The sequence below is a fragment of the Sphingomonas sp. SORGH_AS_0870 genome (assembly GCF_031453175.1).
Taxonomy (GTDB): Bacteria; Pseudomonadota; Alphaproteobacteria; order Sphingomonadales; family Sphingomonadaceae; genus Sphingomonas.
Map to the genome: position 1 here is coordinate 486,626 of NZ_JAVIYW010000002.1, position 19,898 is coordinate 506,523.

At 68.1% G+C, this 19,898-nt stretch carries 23 protein-coding genes; 14 read left to right on the forward strand and 9 right to left on the reverse strand.

Translation table 11 applies throughout. The annotated features are described in order from the left end of the window. Positions 1 to 9: 9 nt before the first annotated feature. Positions 10 to 870, forward strand: a complete 861-nt coding sequence (locus QE363_RS02690) for a flagellin (RefSeq protein ID WP_309691569.1) — start codon at positions 10 to 12, stop codon at positions 868 to 870. A gap of 212 nt (positions 871 to 1,082) precedes the next feature. Then, positions 1,083 to 1,931: a flagellin gene (locus QE363_RS02695; protein ID WP_309691570.1), complete on the forward strand. Its 849-nt coding sequence runs from the start codon at positions 1,083 to 1,085 to the stop codon at positions 1,929 to 1,931. A gap of 137 nt (positions 1,932 to 2,068) precedes the next feature. Here the strand turns inward: QE363_RS02695 and QE363_RS02700 are convergent, their stop codons facing one another. From QE363_RS02700 to QE363_RS02740, 9 genes are all read right to left on the reverse strand, one after another. After that, positions 2,069 to 3,295: an ABC transporter permease gene (locus QE363_RS02700; protein WP_309691572.1), complete on the reverse strand. Its 1,227-nt coding sequence runs from the start codon at positions 3,293 to 3,295 to the stop codon at positions 2,069 to 2,071. Between the two features lie 95 nt (positions 3,296 to 3,390). Beyond that, the gene (locus tag QE363_RS02705) at positions 3,391 to 4,200 is read right to left on the reverse strand and encodes an RNA polymerase sigma factor FliA (RefSeq protein WP_309691574.1); all 810 of its coding nucleotides are present in this window, start codon (positions 4,198 to 4,200) and stop codon (positions 3,391 to 3,393) included. Next, positions 4,197 to 6,263: a flagellar biosynthesis protein FlhA gene (gene flhA / locus QE363_RS02710; RefSeq protein ID WP_307102126.1), complete on the reverse strand. Its 2,067-nt coding sequence runs from the start codon at positions 6,261 to 6,263 to the stop codon at positions 4,197 to 4,199. Before flhA ends, QE363_RS02705 begins: the two co-directional genes overlap by 4 nt. A gap of 3 nt (positions 6,264 to 6,266) precedes the next feature. Further along, a complete protein-coding gene (locus QE363_RS02715; RefSeq protein ID WP_309691577.1) occupies positions 6,267 to 7,133 on the reverse strand; it encodes a lytic transglycosylase domain-containing protein in 867 nt (288 codons plus the stop codon). Positions 7,134 to 7,346: 213 nt separating this feature from the next. Then, complete coding sequence (locus tag QE363_RS02720; RefSeq protein ID WP_307102131.1) at positions 7,347 to 7,658, reverse strand: flagellar protein FlgN; 312 nt, start codon at positions 7,656 to 7,658, stop codon at positions 7,347 to 7,349. Continuing rightward, positions 7,655 to 7,948, reverse strand: a complete 294-nt coding sequence (gene flgM / locus QE363_RS02725) for a flagellar biosynthesis anti-sigma factor FlgM (RefSeq protein ID WP_307102133.1) — start codon at positions 7,946 to 7,948, stop codon at positions 7,655 to 7,657. Before flgM ends, QE363_RS02720 begins: the two co-directional genes overlap by 4 nt. 108 nt (positions 7,949 to 8,056) lie before the next feature. Beyond that, on the reverse strand, positions 8,057 to 8,554 hold the full coding sequence (locus QE363_RS02730) for a flagella basal body P-ring formation protein FlgA (RefSeq protein WP_307102135.1): 498 nt from the start codon (positions 8,552 to 8,554) through the stop codon (positions 8,057 to 8,059). Then, positions 8,554 to 9,102, reverse strand: a complete 549-nt coding sequence (locus QE363_RS02735; RefSeq protein ID WP_309691580.1) for a flagellar motor protein MotB — start codon at positions 9,100 to 9,102, stop codon at positions 8,554 to 8,556. The genes QE363_RS02730 and QE363_RS02735 overlap by 1 nt, the downstream gene beginning before the upstream one ends. Beyond that, on the reverse strand, positions 9,099 to 9,806 hold the full coding sequence (locus tag QE363_RS02740; protein WP_309691582.1) for a MotA/TolQ/ExbB proton channel family protein: 708 nt from the start codon (positions 9,804 to 9,806) through the stop codon (positions 9,099 to 9,101). The genes QE363_RS02735 and QE363_RS02740 overlap by 4 nt, the downstream gene beginning before the upstream one ends. A gap of 291 nt (positions 9,807 to 10,097) precedes the next feature. Here QE363_RS02740 and flgB point away from each other — a divergent pair, with 291 nt between their 5' ends. The 12 genes from flgB to motA all read left to right on the forward strand — a co-directional run bounded on the left by flgB (position 10,098) and on the right by motA (position 19,897). Continuing rightward, entirely contained in the window at positions 10,098 to 10,454 is a 357-nt protein-coding gene (flgB, locus tag QE363_RS02745; RefSeq protein WP_307102142.1) for a flagellar basal body rod protein FlgB, read from the forward strand. 3 nt (positions 10,455 to 10,457) lie between these two features. Further along, positions 10,458 to 10,868 carry a flagellar basal body rod protein FlgC gene (flgC, locus tag QE363_RS02750; protein WP_307102145.1) on the forward strand — a complete coding sequence of 137 codons (411 nt, stop codon included), beginning with the start codon at positions 10,458 to 10,460 and terminating at the stop codon, positions 10,866 to 10,868. A gap of 2 nt (positions 10,869 to 10,870) precedes the next feature. Next, positions 10,871 to 11,566 (forward strand): flagellar hook assembly protein FlgD, encoded by a 696-nt coding sequence (locus tag QE363_RS02755; protein ID WP_309691585.1) that lies wholly within the window; start codon positions 10,871 to 10,873, stop codon positions 11,564 to 11,566. Between the two features lie 29 nt (positions 11,567 to 11,595). Beyond that, positions 11,596 to 12,888, forward strand: coding sequence for a flagellar hook protein FlgE (locus QE363_RS02760; protein WP_307102149.1), 1,293 nt, complete (start codon positions 11,596 to 11,598; stop codon positions 12,886 to 12,888). A gap of 42 nt (positions 12,889 to 12,930) precedes the next feature. After that, positions 12,931 to 13,686: a flagellar basal body rod protein FlgF gene (locus tag QE363_RS02765; protein WP_309691587.1), complete on the forward strand. Its 756-nt coding sequence runs from the start codon at positions 12,931 to 12,933 to the stop codon at positions 13,684 to 13,686. Positions 13,687 to 13,699: 13 nt separating this feature from the next. Next, positions 13,700 to 14,488, forward strand: coding sequence for a flagellar basal-body rod protein FlgG (gene flgG, locus QE363_RS02770; RefSeq protein WP_309691588.1), 789 nt, complete (start codon positions 13,700 to 13,702; stop codon positions 14,486 to 14,488). Positions 14,489 to 14,562: 74 nt separating this feature from the next. Further along, a complete protein-coding gene (locus tag QE363_RS02775) occupies positions 14,563 to 15,222 on the forward strand; it encodes a flagellar basal body L-ring protein FlgH (RefSeq protein WP_309698063.1) in 660 nt (219 codons plus the stop codon). 11 nt (positions 15,223 to 15,233) lie between these two features. Further along, entirely contained in the window at positions 15,234 to 16,328 is a 1,095-nt protein-coding gene (locus QE363_RS02780) for a flagellar basal body P-ring protein FlgI (RefSeq protein WP_307102152.1), read from the forward strand. A 68-nt stretch (positions 16,329 to 16,396) separates the two neighbouring features. Further along, positions 16,397 to 16,666, forward strand: a complete 270-nt coding sequence (locus QE363_RS02785; protein WP_309691590.1) for a rod-binding protein — start codon at positions 16,397 to 16,399, stop codon at positions 16,664 to 16,666. Between the two features lie 15 nt (positions 16,667 to 16,681). Next, entirely contained in the window at positions 16,682 to 18,034 is a 1,353-nt protein-coding gene (flgK, locus tag QE363_RS02790; RefSeq protein ID WP_309691592.1) for a flagellar hook-associated protein FlgK, read from the forward strand. 5 nt (positions 18,035 to 18,039) lie between these two features. Continuing rightward, a complete protein-coding gene (gene flgL, locus QE363_RS02795) occupies positions 18,040 to 18,933 on the forward strand; it encodes a flagellar hook-associated protein FlgL (RefSeq protein WP_307102157.1) in 894 nt (297 codons plus the stop codon). Between the two features lie 100 nt (positions 18,934 to 19,033). Continuing rightward, complete coding sequence (gene motA, locus QE363_RS02800) at positions 19,034 to 19,897, forward strand: flagellar motor stator protein MotA (RefSeq protein WP_219018840.1); 864 nt, start codon at positions 19,034 to 19,036, stop codon at positions 19,895 to 19,897. Position 19,898 lies beyond the last annotated feature (1 nt).

Genomic DNA, 19,898 nt, shown 5'->3' on the forward strand with positions numbered 1-19,898 from the left:
AGACATCACATGACCGTTATTGCCAGCAATATCAGTGCATTGCGTGCTACCGCCGCGTCGACCTCGGCGTCCTTGGCCCTCAGCAGCTCGATGGAGCGCCTGTCGACCGGCCAGCGCATCAACTCGGCAAAGGACGACGCCGCCGGTCTGGCGATCAGCAACTCGATGACCGCGCAGATCAAGGGCATGGCGCAGGGCATCCGCAACGCCAATGACGGCATCTCGATGGCGCAGACGGCCGAAGGCGCGCTGAACGAGGTCAGCAACATGCTGCAGCGCATGCGCGAGCTGAAGGTCCAGTCGTCGAACGGCACCTATTCGGCCGACGACAAGAGGAACATCACCAACGAGCAGACGACGCTCGCCGACCAGATCAGCTCGGTCGTGAAGAACACCAAGTTCAACGGCACGGCGCTGTTCAATGCGGCCTCCCAGGTCTCGATCCAGACCGGCGCGACCAGCAGCGATACGGTCTCGATCAATCTGCGCGACATGACCGCGACCTATGCGGCCGGTACCGGCGGCGCGGCCGACACGGGTTCGAAGCTGAGCGCAGTGGTCGATTTCGCCCCGGCTTCGGGTTCGACCTCGCTGAAGTCGGACACGCTGGACAATTACGACGCCGCGATCGCCGACGTGTCGAAGATCCGCGCGGGCCTGGGTGCCACCCAGAACCGTCTCCAGTCGGCGGTCAACAGCGCGACGTCGAACATGACCAACCTGTCCGAAGCGCGCAGCCGCATCCAGGACACCGACTTCTCGGAAGAAACCACCGCGCTCGCCAAGGCGCAGATCCTGAGCCAGGCGTCCACCGCGATGCTGAGCCAGGCCAACCAGTCGCAGCAGGGCGTGCTGAAGCTCCTCGGCTAACGCCCTGGGCGAATGCCGACCGCGGTTATCCCCTCGGTCGCGGAAGGTGGACCCCCCGGTACCTTATAATAGGGTGCCGGGGGGCTCCGCCCGAAAAAACGCGCCCAAACGACTCTTTTCTCTAAAGTCCGGTCCCAGGCGGTCGTTACCCGTCTTGGCAGCTCGACCTTCGCCTTGGGGGCGGCGGAGAGCTCCGGCTTTGGAGAACGACCATGACGGTTATCGCCAGTAATATTTCGGCGTTACGCGCGTCGAGCGCCAACGGCGCCGCATCGGAAGCGCTGAACGTGTCGATGGAGCGCCTGTCGACCGGCAAGCGAATCAATTCCGCGAAGGACGACGCCGCCGGCCTCGCCATCGCCGCCTCGATGTCGGCGCAGGTGCGCGGCATGAACCAGGCCATCCGCAATTCCAACGACGGCATCTCGATGGCGCAGACCGCCGAAGGTGCGCTCCAGGAAGTGAGCAACATGCTCCAGCGGATGCGCGAACTGGCGGTGCAGAAGGCCAATGGCATCTATTCGACCACCGACAAGGACAACATTACCGCCGAACAGAACGCCCTGGCGGCACAGGTTTCGACGATTCTCCGCAACACCCAGTTCAACGGGCAGAAGCTGCTGAACGGCACCGCGGGCAATTCGGGCGCGGTCCAGATCCAGGCGGGCGCGAACACCAGCGACGCCATCACCATGAATTTCAGCGATCTGACGACGGCGACCGAAATGACCAACGTCATGGTCTTGGGCGATCCGAATGCCGGCACGACCAGCTCGGTGAAGTCCACGGCGACGCTCGAGAATTTCGACTCGGCCATCGGCAAGGTCGCCAATATCCGCGCGGGCCTCGGCGCCACGCAGAACCGGCTCCAGTCGGCAGTCAACAACCTGACCTCCAACGTCACCAACCTGACCGATGCGCGCAGCCGTATCGAGGACACCGATTTCTCGGCCGAAACCACCGCGCTCGCCAAGGCGCAGATCCTGAGCCAGGCATCGACCGCGATGCTGAGCCAGGCCAACCAGTCCCAGCAGGGCGTGCTCAAGCTGCTCGGCCAGTAACACCCGGTTCCTGAGCGCCCCGGCACCGCGCCCCCACTCGGGTGACGGGGCCGACCGGCCGCGAGTCCCTCGCCAGGCCGGTTTGCAGGACAAACCCCGGCGGCCTCCGTGCCGCCGGGGTTTACTCATGTCCGCGCTCAATCGGCGCGCAGCACCAGCGCGGGCGAGGTCCGCCCCGCCCGCCACGCGGGATAGAGGCTGGCCAGCACCGCCCCCGCCACCACGCTCAGGCCGATCGCGGCCAGCTCGGCCCGCGAAATTCCGATCGGCAACGACAGGAGGACGTCCCATTCCGCCTGCCGCGCCGGGGACAGATGGCGCACCGCCGCGACGATCGCGGCGCGCTGGGTCAGCAAACCGGCCGCCAGCGCCAGGCCGACGCCCGCGCCGGTCAGCGCGATGATGCTGCCGACCGTCGTGAAGATCCGCGCGATGCTCGCCACCGACACGCCCATCGTCCGCAGGATCGCGATCTCGCGCCGCTTGGCCCGCGCCAGCAGCGTCATCGACGACAGGATGTTGAACAGCGCGACCAGGGTCACCAGCCCGACCGCGATCGTCATCCCGATCTTCTCGGTGACGAGCGCGGCGAGCAGCGCGCGATTCGCCTGCCGCCAGCTGGTGATCGGATAGCCGGGGCCCAGGCGCCTGCGCATCGCCGCCGCGACCGCCGCCTCCCGCGCGGGATCGGTCAGGACGATGGCGATCCGGCGGGTGACGGCGGCGTCGTCCTTCAGGATGGGCAGCGAATCGAGCGGCGCGAACACCGTCACCCGGTCGCTCCCCTTGTCCTCGTCGGGATAGAAGGCGGCGACCCTTGCGTCGAACAGGTCGAGCGACGGCATATGGTCGGGGCCGAGCCGCACCCGGCCGATCGCGATGGTATCGCCGGGGAACAGCCCCAGTTGCAGCGCGGCATCCTGTCCGATCGCGACCGCGTTCGCCGGGTCCGGGCTATGGGCCAGCGCCGATCGCATCGTCGGGACCAGCCGGGCGAGCGTCGCCGGGTCACGACCCTGCAACTGGATGGGGGTGATCCGCCCGTCGATCGACAGCGCGGCGGTAAGCTCGCGAATCGGCTCGGTGCGCGCGACGCCGGGCAGGTGGGCGATGACGGCGGCGACCTGGCCCTCGGTCATCGCGGCATGGGCGGGGACGGTGACGCTGAGATGGCCATCGACCGGCGCGACGCTGTCGGCCAGCCTGGTTTGCGCGCCGTTCATGACCGCGATGACCAGCACCAGCGCGGCGACGCCGATCATGACGCCGGTGCATCCGATCGCGGCGACCAGCAACACCAGCCGCCCACCCGCGCCCGGCCACAGATAGCGTGCGATCAGTCGGCGTTCATGGCGTGCGAACATCGGCGTCCCCGGTCATCGGGGACGCGCTTATAGGAAGATGGCGCCATCGGAAATGGCGCGGGCCCGTTCCTCCCCCTCGCAGGAGAGGAATCGCCTTATCGCTGGCTGGCGAGCGCCTTTTTCAGGCGGGCATGCGCCGCGCTCTTGATCTGGCAGATGCGCGCGGCGCCGACGCCCAGCACTTGGCCGATTTCCTCCAGGTTGAGTTCCTCGACATAATAAAGCTGGATCACCATCGCCTCGCGCTCGGGGAGCGCCGAGATGGCGGCGATCAGCGCGTCGCGCAGGTCGCTTTCGGCCAGCTGCTCGAAGGCGTCGGGGGTGTCGTCGGCGAACCAAGGCAGGTCGTCGGCATAGACATCGTCGATCGCCTCCATCCGCACCGCCTCGGCGGTCTTGTAGTCGGCGCGCAGCCGCTCGACCGAGACGCCCAGCTTTTCCGCCACCGCCTCGTCGGTCGGGGCCTGGCCGCCGGACTGCGACAGGGTGGTGACCGCCTCGCTATACTGGCGGCGGCGGCGCATCGCGCCGCGCGTCGTCGTGGCCTGGCGGCGCAGCTCGTCGATCATCGCGCCGCGCAGCCGCGACTTCAGATAATGGCCGAACTCGACCCCGCGCTCCTCGAACGAGGCGGCGGCCTCGACCAGCGCGACCAGCCCGACCTGGACCAGATCCTCGACCTCGATCAGGCTCGACATGGATCCGTGCACATGCCACGCGATCCGGCGGACCAGCGGCAGATGCTGGCGGATGATCGCATCGGTGTCGCCGCCGGGGCGACGGACGGTCGGACGATAGGTGATCGGGCGGTCGGCGACCGTGGGGTTGGCCAGCGCCGGATCGAAATTCGCCGGGTTGAGGCTCTGGGCGTTGACGAACGCGCCGCTCAGGGGATGCGCGCTCATGCGGCCAGCGCCTGCGGAGCGCCGATCACGGCGACGACCTCGACCGCCTTCTCCTCGGGCACCTCGAAGAAGGACAGGACCGGCGTGTCGGGCATGCAGGTGCGCAGCAGCTTGCGCATCGCGAGCCGCACGCCCGGCTGGACGACCAGCGCGAACGGCTTGGCCTCGGCGATCAGCGGCTGGGCGGCATGGGTCAGCGCCTCGGTGATGCGGCGGCCCAGATCGGGCTCGATCACATGGCGGCGCGCGGTGTCGGCGCGCATGGCCTGGCCCAGCAGCCCTTCGAGCTGGCCGTCCAGCGTCATGACGCGCAGCGGCTCGCGCATCCCGCACAGTTTCTGGATGATGAGCGCGCCCAGCTGCGGCCGGATCAGCTCGACAATCTCTTCGGCGTCGAGCGTCTTCTGGGCCGCCACGGCGATCGCGCTGGCGATGCGGCGGAACTCCTTCAAGGTGATATTCTCCGAAAGAAGGCCCTTGAGAACCTGGGTCAGGGTGGTGAGCGGCAGGGGGTTGGGGCTGAGCGAGGCGGCGAGCTGGCTCGCGCGTTCCTTCAGCCCGTCGAGCAGCGACTGGACCTCGTCGGGGCCGAGCAGCTCGGCGGCGTTGGAGCCCAGAATGTGGTTCAGATGGGTCGCCATGACGGTGCCCGGATCGACGACCAGATAGCCCATGCCGGTGGCGGCATCGGCGTCGCCCTTCAGGATCCAGGTGGCGGGCAGGCCGAAGGTCGGGTCCTGGACCGGCTTGCCGTCCAGCGTGCCGAAGGCCTGGCCGGTGTCGAGCGCCAGCATCTCGTCGGGCGACACCTGATCCTCGGCGGCGACGACGCCGTTGATGAGGATGCGGTAGTTGAACGGCCCGAGATTGATGTCGTCGCGGACCCGCGCCTGCGGCACGACGAAGCCCAGTTCCTTGGACAGCTGGCGGCGGACGCCGGTGATGCGCGCCATCAGCGGGGCGCCGCGACGCTCGTCGACCAGCGGCACCAGGCCATAGCCGATGTCGATATGCACCTGCATCCCGTCGATGACCTCGTCCCAGCCGATGCGCGAGGGATCGACCGGCTCGGCCGCGGGGGGCGGGGGGACGGGGACCGGGCGCTTCTCGATCTGGCGCAGCTTCCACGCGGTGAACCCGGCAATGGCGGCGGCGGGCAGCAGCACGAGGTGCGGCATGCCGGGCAGCGCGCCGAGCAGGCCCAGGATCACCGCGACCGGGATCCAGGTCTTGGACGCGCCGAACTGCGACCCGATCTGGCCCGCCAGATCCTTGTCGGACGACACGCGCGTCACGATGGCGGCGGCGGCGATCGACAGCATCAGGCTGGGCAGCTGCGCGACCAGCGCGTCGCCGATGGCGAGCAGGATATAGGTCTTGGCGGCGTCGGCCACGCCCATGCCGTGGCTGACCGGACCCAGGATCAGGCCGCCGATGATATTGGCCGCCAGGATCAGCATCGCGGCGACCGCGTCGCCCTTCACGAACTTGGACGAACCGTCCATCGAGCCGTAGAAATCGGCCTCGGTCGACACCTCGACGCGGCGCGCCTTGGCCTGGTCGGGGGTGATGAGACCGGCGTTCAGGTCGGCGTCGATCGCCATCTGCTTGCCGGGCAACGCGTCCAGGGTGAAGCGCGCCGAGACCTCGGACACGCGGCCCGCGCCCTTGGTCACGACGATCAGGTTGATGATCATCAGGATCGCGAAGACGAAGAGGCCGACGACATAGTCGCCGCCGATCAGGAAGGTGCCGAACGCCTCGATGACATGGCCCGCCGCGCTCTCGCCCTCATGACCGTGCACCAGCACGATGCGGGTCGAGGCGACGTTGAGGCCCAGGCGGAACAGCGTGGCGAACAGGAGGACGGTCGGAAAGGCCGAGAAGTCGAGCGGCTTTTCGGCGTTCAGTGCGACCATCAGGACGGCCAGGCTGATCGCGATATTGGCGACGAAGAAGATGTCGAGCAGCGCGGGCGGGATCGGCACGACCATGACCAGGACGAGCAGCAGGATCGCCGCGGGAAGGGCCATGGTGCGGCCGCCGGAAAACAGCTTGCCCATCGTTTAACCCCCCATGCTCGCGAGCATCATGTACGCCAGCCGCGCATGGTCGGGCTTGGGGCGCAGCACGCTGTCGCTGTCGGTGATGCTGGCCGATCCGTTGCGCAGGCCCAGCCGGTTCATCGTGCTGTTGGCCCAGGCCATGGCGTCGGCGGCGCTTTCGTTGTTGCCGGTGACGACCGTCGCATCCTCGCCCATGCCCTTCAGCGCGAGCGACTGTGCGGCGAATTGCAGGTTGGCGGCGCGGGTCGCGTCGCTGTCGGCGCTGCTGCCCGCCAGCTTGTCGGCGAAGCGGTTATAGATGTCGGAGAGCGTGCGCGGCTGGCCGTTCGCGGCATAGAAGACCGAGCGGTTGGCGCGCGCGGCGGCGGGGAACAGCGCGGCGCCGGTCGCCTGCGGGCTCGACGCCATGGTGCTCAGGAACTTGGTCGCGCCGCCCAGGCCCAGGAAATGCGCCATATACAGGTCGGTACCGCCCGCCTCGCGACCCAGCGTCGCCTCCAGCGCGCTCTTGTTGTCCGAGGCATGTTCGGCCGCCATCAGCGAGGCGGCGGTGGGATCGTTGCGCAGCCCCATGACGGCGGCGCGCGCCTCGCCCGACACATGATAGCGTCCGCCCGACTGGCCGATCGAATCCGCCGCCCAGCCCAGGCCATGCTCGGCGCCATGCTTCTTGACCACCGCGAGCCAGCTCTGCTCGACGAACTGGTACAGGCCCGAGGCCGAGGAGGTCCCCGCACGGGCATTCGCGTTCAGCCCGGACTCGAGCTTGGCCTGCCCCAGCAGATAGCCGAAATCGACACCCGTGCGGCTGGACGCCAGCGCGATGGCCGATTGGATCCTGGTTTGAGAGACGGGTTGGACGGTCATGCTGTTCGGTAAAAGCCCTTGTTCGGGCTCTACTCAGCAAAGGGCGTGCCAATTCCCCGTGGCTGTGCCGGGGATCGGTGCGAATCCGGCGCGGGAGACGAAAAAAGCCCGGCAAAGCGGGCTTTCGTGCTGGGGGCCGGCAGGGCCGGCCATCAGGGTCGGCAGGGGGCGTGGCGGCAAAGCGGCAACGGCTTGCCGCCCGGCAAGCGGCAATCAGGCGTAGGCGCGCATCGCGGGGCGATAGCCCATGCCGGCATCCCCGGTCAGGGTCTGGAGCTTGCGACGGACATTGGCCGCCATCAGGTTCACATAGATGCGGCAGGTCTCGTTCAGGCGGTTGGCCTCGTCGGCCAGCTCGCGCAGCTCGGGCCCGGCGGGGCCGGTGCCCAGCGCGGCGACCTGTTCGATCGCGGCCAGCTTTTCCGAGGTGGCGCGTTCGAGGGCGACCACGTCGTTCGACTTCAGCGCCGCGATTTCGCGGTGCAGGGCCTCGATGACCTGGATCAGGGCGTCACGGCGCGTCATTTACCGTTCCAGTCGAGCTTCAGGGCGATCATCTGGTCGGCGATGGTCGCCGGCAGGATCGGGAAATCGCCATTGGCGATGGCCTTCTTGATCTGGGCGACACGATCCATGTCGACCGGCGGCTGGGCCGCCAGGTCGCGCGCCAGATTGCCGACGCCGCTGGTCTCGCTGGCCGCCTTGGCCGGGTTCGGAGCGGTCTGGGTGCTCGCCGCGAGCGCGTTGGGACGCGTCACGGCGGCGATCCGCCCGATCCTCGCTTCCCCGGCACTCAGCCTTGTTACATCCACCATGTCCGCACCTTCTGGTTCCGCTGACATGGAGGGTAACGGCCGAATCCGGGGAATCTTTAGCGAGAATTTACGCTCTCGCCCCCGATTTTCCGGCCGATGGGCATTCCGCTATTCGGCCCAGCCGGGCAGGGTGGCGCGACCGCTGGCCAGCGCGACCGCCTGGACCGGTTGGCGGGACGAATCGATGCGGACCAGGAAATGCGCGCCGGGCGCGGCATCGGCCATCGCCACGCCTTCGCGGGTGATCGAAAAGCCGTTCGATCCCGCCTCGATCACCACCGGATCGCCGCGCCGGATGACCGGCTCCACTCGGGCGGCGGCGACGGGAATCGGGCGCGGCTCGGCGGCGGGCTTCGGCACGGCCAGCACCGGCACGAAGATGCGCCATTGCGGGCTGGAACAGGTGACGACCACCGCGTCGTGCATCTCGGTGCGCCATGATAGCGCGACGGTGGGGCATTGGCTGAGCTTCAGCCTGGCATCGACCGGCGACCGGGCGCCCCCCTCCACCCCGACGGGGCGGCCGGTAAAGGCGGTGACGGCGGCGTCGAGCGCGGCAATATCCTGAAAGCCGGCGGCACCGGCCAGAAGCAGCGACAGGATCATCAGGGTCTCCGTGGCGGATCGCCGGCAAAGACGAGCGTGACCATCGCGATGCGCGGGCCCGGCTTGGCGGCGGTGGAAAGGATCAGGCGGTCGGCGGCGGCGGGGCCGATCAGCGCGGCGGCGGCGCGGGCGCGATCGGCGGCCAGCACGACCGCGCTATGGGTGACGGGATCGACATCGACGGCGCTGCCGTCGGTCGCCCCGGTGATCGACAGGCGGATGCGCGGATCGGCCAGCGCCTCGCGCGCCCAGGGGCCCAGCAGCGGGTCGGGATCGACCGGCTCGGCCGAACCGGGGGCGAAGCTCAGCGAGGCGGTCGCGACCGGCATGGCGGGCGGCGGGGCGGGGGGCAGGCGGAGCGCCTGCGATGCGGGATCGGTGTTGGCGCCGAACTGCGCGCGCAGTCCGTTGAGCAGCGCGGGCCGCCGCTCCGCCCCCGTCGCCTGGACGAGAACGAGGAAGCCGACCAGCAACAGGGCGAGGTCGGCCAGCGTGATCAGCCAGATCGGCCGCGAGGGCACGGGATCGGGAAACACCGGATCGGTCATGCCACGCTCATCAGGCTGGGCGGAGAGGACGGGCCCGACTTGGACGACGCCGTCGATCCGCGCGAGGGGCGCGGGGCCTCGCGCGCGGCCAGGGCGGCAAGCGGGGCGACGATGCGGGTCCGCTCGAACGCCTCGATCCGCGCGGCGCGGCGCAGCCGCATCGCGATCGGCTGGGCGACCAGATTGGCGAACAGCGCGCCATAGAGGGTGGCGAGCAGCGCGATCGCCATCGCGCCGCCGATCCGCTGCGGATCGTTCATCGTCGCGAACATCGCCGCCAGTCCGATCAGCGTGCCGACCATGCCCATGGCGGGCGCCACCTCGGCCGCGCCGGTCCAGATATCGGCGACCGCGACATGGCGCTCGATCCGGCCCTGCCGCGCCAGGTCGAGCCGCGCGGTCACGGCCTCCGGCCCCTCGCCATCGACGATCGCGGCGATCGCCTCGGCCAGATCGGGGTCGGTGACGACCGAACGATCGAGCGTCAGCACCCCGTGCCGCCGCGCGACGCGCGACAGATGCGCGATCTGTTCGATCAGCGGCTCGGCGGCGAAGGGCTTCCGCGCCAGCACGGCCAGCGCCCGGAGCGCGCGCCGCCCGTCACGCCATGGCGTGCGCAACAGCGTCGCGATCAGCGTCCCGCCCAGCACGATGGCGAGCGCCGCGGAGTCGAAGAACTGGTGGAGCGGTGGAAGGGCTATCATGCGCGCCGCCACGCAAAGACCGGGCCAAATGCCTGTGCGGATTCGCCAAAGTCGCACCCGCTGGGGGGAGCGCGTCGGGGCGGCGCGCGCGGCGCGGGTGGGGCGGCAGGACCATGCTGCCGCTTCGTTGCCGCCGACCGGCAAAAGGCGGCAACGCCTTGCCGGAGGGCGGGCGGGCAAGGCGGCCGGGCCAGCCCGACCCCGCGCCTTTCCGCGCCTTTCGACAGGTTGGCACGGTGATTGCGTATCCCCGGTTATCGCGATGATCCGCGTGGGAAAGGAGGTTGAACGATGGCCGCAGAAACGCTTTTCGGAATTCACGGCGCGGCGCTGGAAGTCCGGGCGCAGCGCATGGGTGTGCTGGCCTCGAACATCGCCAACGCCTCCACCCCCGGATTCAAGGCGCGCGACATCGATTTCAAGGCGGCGCTCGCCGCGATCGAGGGCGGCTCCGACCAGGGCCAGGGCAAGGGGATCGCCGGCGCGACGAAGTATCGCGTTCCGCTCCAGACCTCGCTCGACGGCAACACGGTCGAACTCAACCAGGAACAGACCGCCTTCGCCGAAAACGCCGTCCAGTATCAGACGACGCTGTCGTTCCTGAACGGCCGCATCTCCACCATCACCCGCGCGCTGAAGGGCGAATAAGCGATGGCCGACACGCCTCTCTCCATCTTCCAGGTCGCGGGCCGCGCCATGTCGGCGCAGCTGGTGCGGATGAACACCACCGCGTCGAACCTCGCCAATGCGGGCGGTGTCGCCGGGTCGGCCGAGACCGCGTACAAGACGATGAAGCCGGTCTTCCGCACCAGCTTCGACGCCGCGACCGGCCTGTCCACCGTCGACGTCGAGAAGATCGTGACCGCCGGGGAGGACCCCGCCAAGCGGCACGATCCGAACAACCCCTTGGCCGACAAGGACGGCAATATCTACGAGGCCGCCGTCGACGAGACCCGCGAGCTGGTCGACATGATGGAGACCTCGCGCACCTACCAGAACAATGTCGAGGTCATGCAGACGGCCAAGTCGCTGATCCTCGATACCCTCAAGCTGGGACGCTGATCATGACATCCACCGCGCTCGAGTCGACGCTCGACAGTCTGGGCATCGCGCGAACCGGGTCGACCGGCTCGTCCTCGACCACCACGACGGCGAAGAAGTCCACCACGCTGGGCCAGGCCGATTTCCTGAAGCTGCTGACCGCGCAGCTGAAGAACCAGGACCCGTTCTCGCCGATGGACAATACCCAGATGGTCGCCCAGATGGCGCAATTCTCCAGCGTGGCGGGCATCTCCGAGATGAACACCACGCTGACCTCGCTCGCGAACAAGCTGACCGGGACCACGCCCGCGGCCGCGATGAACTATGTCGGCAAGACCGTGCTGACCCAGGGCACGACCGCCTATGGCCGCACCAGCGGCGGGCTGGCGGGTCAGGTCGAACTGGATGCCGCGGCGTCCAACGTGACGGTGACCATCGCCGATGCCAGTGGCGGGGTCCTCAAGACGCTGTCGCTCGGCGCGCAGAAGGCGGGCGCGGCCAGCTATGACTGGGACGGCAAGACCGCCGACGGCAAGAGCGCCGGATCGGGCCCCTTCACCATCTCGGTGTCCGCCAACAACGGCAGCACCGCCGTCACCAGCCGCTCGCTGGTCTGGGCGCCCGTCCAGTCCGTCTCGCTGCCCTCCACCGGCTCGCCGGTCCTGACCGTCGCCGGTCTGGGCCAGGTCCAGCTCTCCGCCGTCCGCGCCGTCGGCTGATCCCCCTTCACGTACCAGGAAGATAGCCCATGTCCTTCTACACCTCGCTCAGCGGCCTTCAGGCTTCGCAGACCGACATGTCGGTCATCTCGCACAACCTCGCCAATGTCGGCACCAACGGCTTCAAGAAGAGCCGCGCCGAATTCGCCGACGTGATGGCCGCCAATTTCGCCACCGACCCGTTCAAGCAGGTCGGCTCGGGCACCGTGGTCAAGGCCAACCGGCAGGAGTTCAAGGAGGGCAATTACACCAGCACCTCCAACGCGCTGGACCTCGCCATTTCGGGCGACGGCTTCTTCACGGTGCAGGCGGGCGGCACCGCGGGTACGCTCCAGTACACGCGCAACGGCTCGTTCCAGGTCGACACCAAGAACTATGTGACCGACACGCAGGGCAACCGCGTCCAGGTGTTCCCGGTCGACAAGGACGGCAACGTCACCGCGTTCGGCAATGACGGCCTGACCAGCCTTCAGCTGCCCACGACCAGCGGCACGCCGGTCGCCACCAAGAAGGTGACGATGGCCATCAACCTGTCGAGCACCGCCGTCGCGCCGACCGCCGCGTTCGACCGCACCAATATGGGCACGTACAACAACACGACCCAGACCAAGATCTACGACACGGCGGGCAACGCCATGACGCTGACCAACTATTATGTCCGCGCGCCGTTGCCGGTCGATGCCAATGGCAATGCGATCCAGCCCTCGGACGGCAGCAGCAGCTGGCTGGTCTACAGCTTCGTCGGCGATCAGCAGATGACGACCAATGGCGGGTCGAAGGACCCGATCAAGATGACCTTCGATTCGGGCGGCAACCTGAAGTCGCCGACCGGGGCGACCAAGTTCGACAATTTCACCCCGCGCACCTCGACCACGTCGCAGCCGCTGTCGATCGACTATACCGGCTCGTCGCAGTCGGGTTCGATCTTCTCGGTCGCCTCGCGCACCCAGGACGGCAAGTCGGTGGGCCTGTTGTCGGGCGTGTCGGTCGGCGACGACGGCCTGGTGACCGCCTCCTTCTCCAACGGCGAGACCGCCGCGCTGGGCAAGGTCGCGGTGGCGACCTTCGTCAACATGCCGGGCCTGCGCCAGGAGGGGAACAGCTATTGGGAGGCGACCGGCAAGTCGGGCGCGGCCAAGTTCGGCACCGCCAACCAGGGCGCGTACGGCGCGATCCGGTCGAGCACCATCGAGGGGTCGAACGTCGACATCACCGAGGAGCTGGTCAACCTGATCGCCGCGCAGCGCGACTTCCAGGCGAACGCCAAGGCGCTCGATACGTCGAGCCAGATCTCGCAGACCATCTTCAACATCCGCAGCTAAGCGAAACGGGCCGGGTAACGGGACAGGTAACGGGGGGCAGCGATGGACAAGCTGGTCTATACGGCGGCGACGGGACTGCGGGCGCACATGTCGGCGCAGTCGGCGATCGCCAACAACATGGCCAATGCCTCGACGATCGGTTTCCGTTCGGACCGGGTCGTGTTCGACCGCATCGACCTGAAGGGCGGCGGCGCGGCGTTCGAGGCGCGGATGCCCACCGCCGAGGAAGTGACCGACGCCGACCGCCAGCCCGGCACCGTCCAGCATACCGGCAATCCGCTGGACGTCGCGGTCGCGACCTCCAGCGCGTGGCTGGCGGTGCAGGCCCCCGACGGGTCGGAAGCCTATACCCGTCGCGGCGACCTGGAGGTCACGGCCTCGGGCGTGCTGCAGACCGGCGACGGCTTTCCGGTGATCGGCCAGAACGGCCCGATTACCGTGCCCCCCTATAATTCGATGAGCGTCTCGCCTGACGGCACGCTGTCGATCGTGCCGCTGGGCGCAGGGCCCGGCACCCAGCCGCAGGTGATCGACCGGATGAAGCTGGCCGACACGCGCGGCAGCCAGACGGTCAAGGGGCTGGACAATCTGCTGCGCGTCAAGGGCGGCGGGGCGCTGCCGCAGGACATGGACGCCACCGTCCAGTCGGGCGCGCTGGAAGGGTCGAACGTCAACATGACCCAGACGCTGGTCGACATGATCGAGAACCAGCGCAGCTACGAGGTGCAGGCCAACCTCATGAAAGAGGCCAAGTCGATGGACGAGAACAGCGCATCGCTGATGCGGCTGCCGAGCTGAGGATTAAGGGTTTATGTCTTCCGCCGCCATGCACATCGCGCGCACCGGGCTCGACGCCCAGGACATGCGCATGCGGGTCATCTCGAACAACCTGGCCAACGTCAACACGACCGGGTTCAAGCGCGATCGCGCCGCGTTCGAGACGCTGGCCTATCAGACGATCACCGCGCCGGGCGCGGCCAGCTCGACCGAGAGCAAATATGCGACCGGCCTGAACCTGGGCACCGGCGTGCGCATCCAGGGCACCGCGCGGATCAACACGCAAGGGTCGATGCAGACCACCAACAACAGCCTGGACATGGCGCTCGACGGCGAGGGCTTCTTCCAGGTGCAGATGCCGGGCGGGACGCTGGGCTATACCCGCGCGGGCAATTTCTCGCGCTCGGCCGAGGGGCTGCTGGTCACGTCCGAGGGCTATCAGGTGATGCCGGGCATCACCGTGCCGCAGGGCGCGACCCAGATCACCATCGGCTCCGACGGCACCGTGTCGGCCACCATCCAGGGCCAGGTCGCCCCCGCCGAGATCGGCCAGATCCAGGTCGCGACCTTCCCCAACCCGGCGGGCCTCCAGTCCAAGGGCGACAATTACCTGACCGAGACCGCCGCCTCGGGCGCGGTCGGCATGGGCGTCGCGGGGCTCGAGGGGCGCGGCCAGATCCGCCAGGGCATGCTCGAAGGCTCGAACGTCAACGTCGTCGAGGAGCTGGTCGACATGATCGAGACCCAGCGCGCCTATGAGGTCAACTCGAAGATGATCAAGTCGACCGACGAGATGCTCCAATACGCCAACCAGAATCTGTGAGGCCGGTGATGCGTCTGGCTCTTCCCCGTTTCGACTATTGGATCGAACTGGCGCTGTCGACGGCGGCCGCCGCGATGGTCGTCGCCGCGCTCGCGCCGTTGCCCGCGCAGGCCAGCCTCTTCGGCAAGAAGCAGCCGGTCGAGGATTTCACCACCGTCCGCCCCGCGCCCATGCCCGCCCAGCCGGTCCAGCCCGCCAACGGCTCGATCTTCCAGGCGGCCGACGGCTATGCCGCGCTGTACGAGGGATGGCGCGCGCGCCGGGTCGGCGATCCCCTCACCATCGTCCTCGTCGAGCGCACGGCGGCGTCCAAGTCGGCGACCTCCAAGCTCGGCTCGAAGGGCGATCTGGGGATCAACCCGCCGACCACCGGCCCGCTGGGCTCGCTGCTCAAGTCGACCGATATCGGCATGGGCGGCAGCCGCAACTTCAACGGTTCGGGCGCGGCCGACCAGTCCAACTCGCTGTCGGGCGAGATCAGCGTGACCGTGGCGCAGGTCTTCCCCAACGGCACCATGCTGGTCCAGGGGCAGAAGCGCGTGACGCTGAACCGCGGTGACGAGTTCATCCGGATCAAGGGGCTGGTCCGCATGGCCGATATCGGCATCGACAACCGCGTCGAATCGACCCGCGTCGCCGATGCGCAGATCGCCTATACCGGCAAGGGCGATGTCGCCCGCGCCAGCCGCCAGGGCTGGCTGAGCCGTTTCTTCCAGGCCGTCAGCCCGTTCTGAGGCATAGAGACATGATCCGCTTCCTCCTCACGCTCCTCGCCACGCTCCTGATCGCGGCCCCGGCCTCGGCCGACCGGATCAAGGATCTGGGCGGTTTCCAGGGCATCCGCACCAACCAGCTGACCGGATACGGCGTCGTCGTCGGCCTGCCGGGCACGGGCGACGACAATCTGGAATATACCGTCCAGTCGCTGAAGGCGGTGGTTTCGCGGTTCGGCCTGCAACTGCCGCCGGGCGCCAATCCGGGGATGAAGAACGCCGCGGTGGTGATGGTCACCGCCGAGCTGCCGCCCTTCGCCAAGCCGGGGCAGAAGCTGGACATCACCGTGTCCTCGATGGGCAAGGCCAAGTCGCTGCGCGGCGGCGCGCTGATCCTCACCCCGCTCCAGGGCGCCGATGGCCAGATCTATGCGATGGCGCAGGGCAATCTCGCGGTCGGCGGCCTGGGTGCCGAGGGCGCGGACGGGTCGAAGATCGTCGTCAACGTCCCCTCCACCGGCCGCATCCCCGAGGGCGCGACGGTCGAGCGTGCGGTCGCGACCGGCTTCGACACCGCGCCGATGCTGACCTTCAACCTGGCCCGCGCCGACTTCACCACCGCGCAGAATGTCGCGCAGGCGATCAATGCGCGCCTCGGCATGGGCATCGCGCAGGCGATGGACGCCGTGTCGGTCGCGGTCCGCGCGCCGATGGGCGCCGATGTCCGCGCCACGCTGATGTCCGAGATCGAGAATCTCGACGTCGCCTCCGCCGAGCCGCCCGCCAAGGTGATCGTCAACGCGCGCACCGGCACCGTCGTCATCAACTCGGCGGTCCGGGTCGGCCCGGCGGCGGTGACGCACGGCAAGCTGACCGTGAAGATCGACGAGCAGCAGCGCGTCAGCCAGCCCGGCCCGTTGAGCGGCGGCCAGACCGCGATCACCCAGAAATCGGGCGTCTCGGTCGAGGAAGAGCGTCGCCCGATGTTCGTCCTCGCCCCCGGTCCCAAGCTCGCCGACATCGTCAAGGCGGTGAACGCGATCGGCGCGGCCCCGTCCGACCTGGTCGCCATCCTCGAAGCGCTGAAGGAAGCCGGCGCACTGAAAGCGGAGTTGATCGTCCTGTGACCCAGAGCATCGCACCCAGCTCGGCGATTTCGCCGACTTCCGCCCCCGCTTCGGCGATTTCGGGAAGCGTGTCGACCGACACCCGGCGGCTGTCCAACGGCGCCAATCTGGACAAGGCGGGCACCCAGTTCGAGGCGATCTTCACCGGCATGATGCTCAAGGCGATGCGCCAGACCAAGCTGGGCGACACGATGTTCGAATCGAAGGCGCTCGACACGTTCCGCGACATGCAGGATCAGCAGGTCGCGCAGACGATGGCGGTCCAGGCGCCGCTGGGCATCGGCAAGGCGGTCACCGCCTTCCTCGCCAAATCTCAACCTGCCGTTAACCAGAAATAATGTAGCACGAGTCGCATGAGCGATCTGCTCTCTATCGGCGCTTCGGGCGTCCGCGCATATCAAACCGCGCTGACCGCCGTTGGTGAGAATATCGCCAATGTCGCGACGGACGGCTATTCGCGCCGGACGGTCACGACGCAGGAAGTCTCGCCGGCGGCGGGGCTGTCGGCGAACAAGGTGTCGGCGGGCTCGGGCGTGGTGGTGCTGGGCATCGCGCGTTCGACCGACGTCTATGCCACCGCCGCGGTGCGCTCGGCCACCTCCGACCTGTCGCGGACCCAGACGGGGGCGACTTGGCTGAGCCGGATCGAAAGCACGCTGACCGGCGACCAGGTTCAGACCCGCCTTACCTCCTTCTTCACCGCCGCGCGCACCCTGGCGTCGGATCCGAGCTCGAACGCGTTGCGCGCGACGATGCTGGAGGCGGCGCGGTCGACCGCCAGCGCCTTCAGCGCGACCAATGCGGCCTTCGACCAGGTCCAGGCCGATTTCGACGGCCAGGCGCGGCAGGCGGCGCAGGACCTGTCCTCGCTCGCCGTCTCGCTGGTGCGCGTCAATGACGGGCTGGGCCGGACCCAGGCGGGAACGGCGGCGGCGGCGCAGCTGACCGACCAGCGCGACCAGATCCTGACCAAGATGAGCGCGCTGGCCGACATCACCAGCACCACCGACTATCTGGGGCGCGCGACGGTGCGGCTGGGCGATCGCGCCGGGCCGGTGCTGGCCGCACCCGATGTGACGGGTTCGGTGACCTATCAGCGCGGAACCGATGGCAGCGTGGCCTTCAAGGTGGCGGTGCAGGGCGAGCTTCACGACTTCATCCCCACCGGCGGGTCGATGGCGGGGATGCTCGACGGGGCGGAGCGGATCAACGCCACGCGCGGCGCCTTCAACCAGGTCGCGAAGGATTTCGTCAACACCGTCAACACCTTGCAGGCGGGCGGCCAGGACGTGAACGGTCAGCAGGGCGCGAAGATGTTCGCCCTGACCGACGGCACCGCCAATATGAGCCTGTTGCTGACCAGCGGCTCCGGCATCGCGGCGGCCAGCAATGGCGCGGGATCGCGCAACGCCGACAATCTGACCCTGCTCGAACAGGCGCGCAGCAACACGAGCACCGGCAATTTCGAAAACCGGCTGACCCAGATCGTCACCGGCAACGCCACCACGCTCAAGCAGCGCCAGACCGTCGCCGAGGCGCAGACCGCGATCAGCGACGGCGCCAAGGCGACCCTGTCGGCGGCTTCGGGCGTGACGCTGGATTCGGAGGCGGTGACGCTGATGCGGTTCCAGCAGGCCTATTCCGCGTCGAGCCGCGTCATCCAGGCCGCGCGCGACACCTTCCAGTCCATTCTCGAGCTCCGGTAACGGCCATGCAGATTTCCACCAACGTCTTCTATGAAACGGCGTCGCGCCGGATGTCGGAGCTGACGGGCAAGGCGAATGCGCTGCAGGTCGAGATTTCGACCGGCAAGAAGCTGCAGACCCCGTCCGACGACGCCGCCGCATCGGCCCAGATCGCCGAATTCAACCGGCGCGACGCCAATGACGCGGTCTACAAGACCAATCTGACGGTGGCGGGATCGCTGCTGCAACAGGCGGACACCACGCTGGGCCAGATCGGCAAGCAGGTGCAGAAGGCGCTGGAACTGGCGACCCAGGCCGCCAACGGCACGCTGTCGGCCGCCAACCGGTCGAGCGTGGGCGACCAGATCGCCTCGATTCGCGACGCGCTGGTCGGGCTTGCCAATTCCAAGGATGCGCGCGGCCTGCCGCTGTTCGGCGCGGCGGCGGGGACCGATGCCGTCAAGCAGGTCAACGGCACCTATGTCTATTCGGGGGCCAGTGTCTCCGACATCCCGATCGCCGACGGCCAGTCGATCGACGTGTCGGTCGGCGCGGACCGGGTGTTCAAGGCGGGCAGCGACGACACGCTCAACGTGCTTAACAACCTGGTTACCGCACTTCAGTCAGGATCTGGTGACGTCAGCGCGTCCATCAAGGACGCGATGAACAAGTTGAGTGCCGCGAACGACAATATCGCGAGCGTGCAGGCCTCGGTCGGCGCGCGCGCGGCGCGTGTCGAACTGCAGCAGGGGTTGCAGCAAAAGGCCGCCACCGACCGCACCGCGCTCCGCTCCAGCGTCGAGGACGCCGATGCCGTCACGACCATCACCCAGTTGCAGCAGACGATGACCGTGTTGCAGGCGACCCAGGCCAGCTTCACCAAGCTGTCGAACCTGTCGCTGTTCGATTACCTCAAGTGATGCTGTCCGGGCCCGCGCCCGGTAACCCTATTTTGACCTAAGAGGCGTAGGCGGGTGGTCTGACAGGCACAGCGCCGGTCTTCGGGAGAATCGGTTCACCATGTTTCCTGCCATCGGCCTCGTCATCCTGCTCGGCATGGTGTTCGGCGGCTTCGCCATCACCGGCGGCAAGCTGGGCCCCGTGTTCGAGGCGATCCCGCACGAGATGCTCATCATCGGCGGTGCAGCCGTCGGCGCGCTCGTCATCGGCAATTCCGGCAAGGAGCTGAAGGCGCTGGGCGGCGCGATGGGCAAGATCTTCAAGGGCCCGAAATACAAGAAGCAGGACTATCTCGACGTCATCTTCCTCGTCTCGAAGCTGATGAAGATGCTGCGCACCGAGGGCCCCATCGCGCTGGAACCGCATGTCGAGGACCCCAAGTCCTCGTCGGTCTTCGCCGAATATCCGCGCCTCGTCGCCGACCATACCCTCGTCAACCTGATCGCCGACACGCTGCGGCTGGTCGTCGTCTCGTCCGGCACGCTCGACGTGCATGCGGTCGAGGAGGTGATGGACAATGCGATCAAGACCCACCACCATGAGGTAGAGGGGCCGCAGGGCACGCTTCAGAGCCTGGCCGACTCGTTGCCCGCGCTCGGCATCGTCGCTGCCGTGCTCGGCATCGTGAAGACCATGGGTTCGATCGACAAGCCGCCGAGCGTGCTGGGCGGCATGATCGGCTCGGCGCTGGTCGGCACCTTCATGGGCGTGCTCCTGGCCTATGGCATCGTGAACCCGTTCGCGGGGCGGCTGAAGCAGGTGATCGACGCCGACGCGGCTATCTATCACGTGGTCAAGCAAATCATCATCGCCTCGCTCCACGGCCATCCGCAGCCGCTGGTCATCGAGGCGGCACGCTCCGGCATCGCGCACAAGGACCAGCCCGGCTTTGCCGAGGTGTTCGACGGCCTGCGGGGCAAATAAG

Bases quoted from the DNA above. Each gene is read 5' to 3' on its own strand.
- QE363_RS02690 (WP_309691569.1), top strand. From the start codon at position 10: ATGACCGTTATTGCCAGCAATATCAGTGCATTGCGTGCTACCGCCGCG.
- QE363_RS02695 (WP_309691570.1), top strand. From the start codon at position 1,083: ATGACGGTTATCGCCAGTAATATTTCGGCGTTACGCGCGTCGAGCGCC.
- QE363_RS02700 (WP_309691572.1), bottom strand. From the start codon at position 3,295: ATGTTCGCACGCCATGAACGCCGACTGATCGCACGCTATCTGTGGCCG.
- QE363_RS02705 (WP_309691574.1), bottom strand. From the start codon at position 4,200: ATGAGCGCGCATCCCCTGAGCGGCGCGTTCGTCAACGCCCAGAGCCTC.
- flhA (WP_307102126.1), bottom strand. From the start codon at position 6,263: ATGGGCAAGCTGTTTTCCGGCGGCCGCACCATGGCCCTTCCCGCGGCG.
- QE363_RS02715 (WP_309691577.1), bottom strand. From the start codon at position 7,133: ATGACCGTCCAACCCGTCTCTCAAACCAGGATCCAATCGGCCATCGCG.
- QE363_RS02720 (WP_307102131.1), bottom strand. From the start codon at position 7,658: ATGACGCGCCGTGACGCCCTGATCCAGGTCATCGAGGCCCTGCACCGC.
- flgM (WP_307102133.1), bottom strand. From the start codon at position 7,948: ATGGTGGATGTAACAAGGCTGAGTGCCGGGGAAGCGAGGATCGGGCGG.
- QE363_RS02730 (WP_307102135.1), bottom strand. From the start codon at position 8,554: ATGATCCTGTCGCTGCTTCTGGCCGGTGCCGCCGGCTTTCAGGATATT.
- QE363_RS02735 (WP_309691580.1), bottom strand. From the start codon at position 9,102: ATGACCGATCCGGTGTTTCCCGATCCCGTGCCCTCGCGGCCGATCTGG.
- QE363_RS02740 (WP_309691582.1), bottom strand. From the start codon at position 9,806: ATGATAGCCCTTCCACCGCTCCACCAGTTCTTCGACTCCGCGGCGCTC.
- flgB (WP_307102142.1), top strand. From the start codon at position 10,098: ATGGCCGCAGAAACGCTTTTCGGAATTCACGGCGCGGCGCTGGAAGTC.
- flgC (WP_307102145.1), top strand. From the start codon at position 10,458: ATGGCCGACACGCCTCTCTCCATCTTCCAGGTCGCGGGCCGCGCCATG.
- QE363_RS02755 (WP_309691585.1), top strand. From the start codon at position 10,871: ATGACATCCACCGCGCTCGAGTCGACGCTCGACAGTCTGGGCATCGCG.
- QE363_RS02760 (WP_307102149.1), top strand. From the start codon at position 11,596: ATGTCCTTCTACACCTCGCTCAGCGGCCTTCAGGCTTCGCAGACCGAC.
- QE363_RS02765 (WP_309691587.1), top strand. From the start codon at position 12,931: ATGGACAAGCTGGTCTATACGGCGGCGACGGGACTGCGGGCGCACATG.
- flgG (WP_309691588.1), top strand. From the start codon at position 13,700: ATGTCTTCCGCCGCCATGCACATCGCGCGCACCGGGCTCGACGCCCAG.
- QE363_RS02775 (WP_309698063.1), top strand. From the start codon at position 14,563: ATGGTCGTCGCCGCGCTCGCGCCGTTGCCCGCGCAGGCCAGCCTCTTC.
- QE363_RS02780 (WP_307102152.1), top strand. From the start codon at position 15,234: ATGATCCGCTTCCTCCTCACGCTCCTCGCCACGCTCCTGATCGCGGCC.
- flgK (WP_309691592.1), top strand. From the start codon at position 16,682: ATGAGCGATCTGCTCTCTATCGGCGCTTCGGGCGTCCGCGCATATCAA.
- flgL (WP_307102157.1), top strand. From the start codon at position 18,040: ATGCAGATTTCCACCAACGTCTTCTATGAAACGGCGTCGCGCCGGATG.
- motA (WP_219018840.1), top strand. From the start codon at position 19,034: ATGTTTCCTGCCATCGGCCTCGTCATCCTGCTCGGCATGGTGTTCGGC.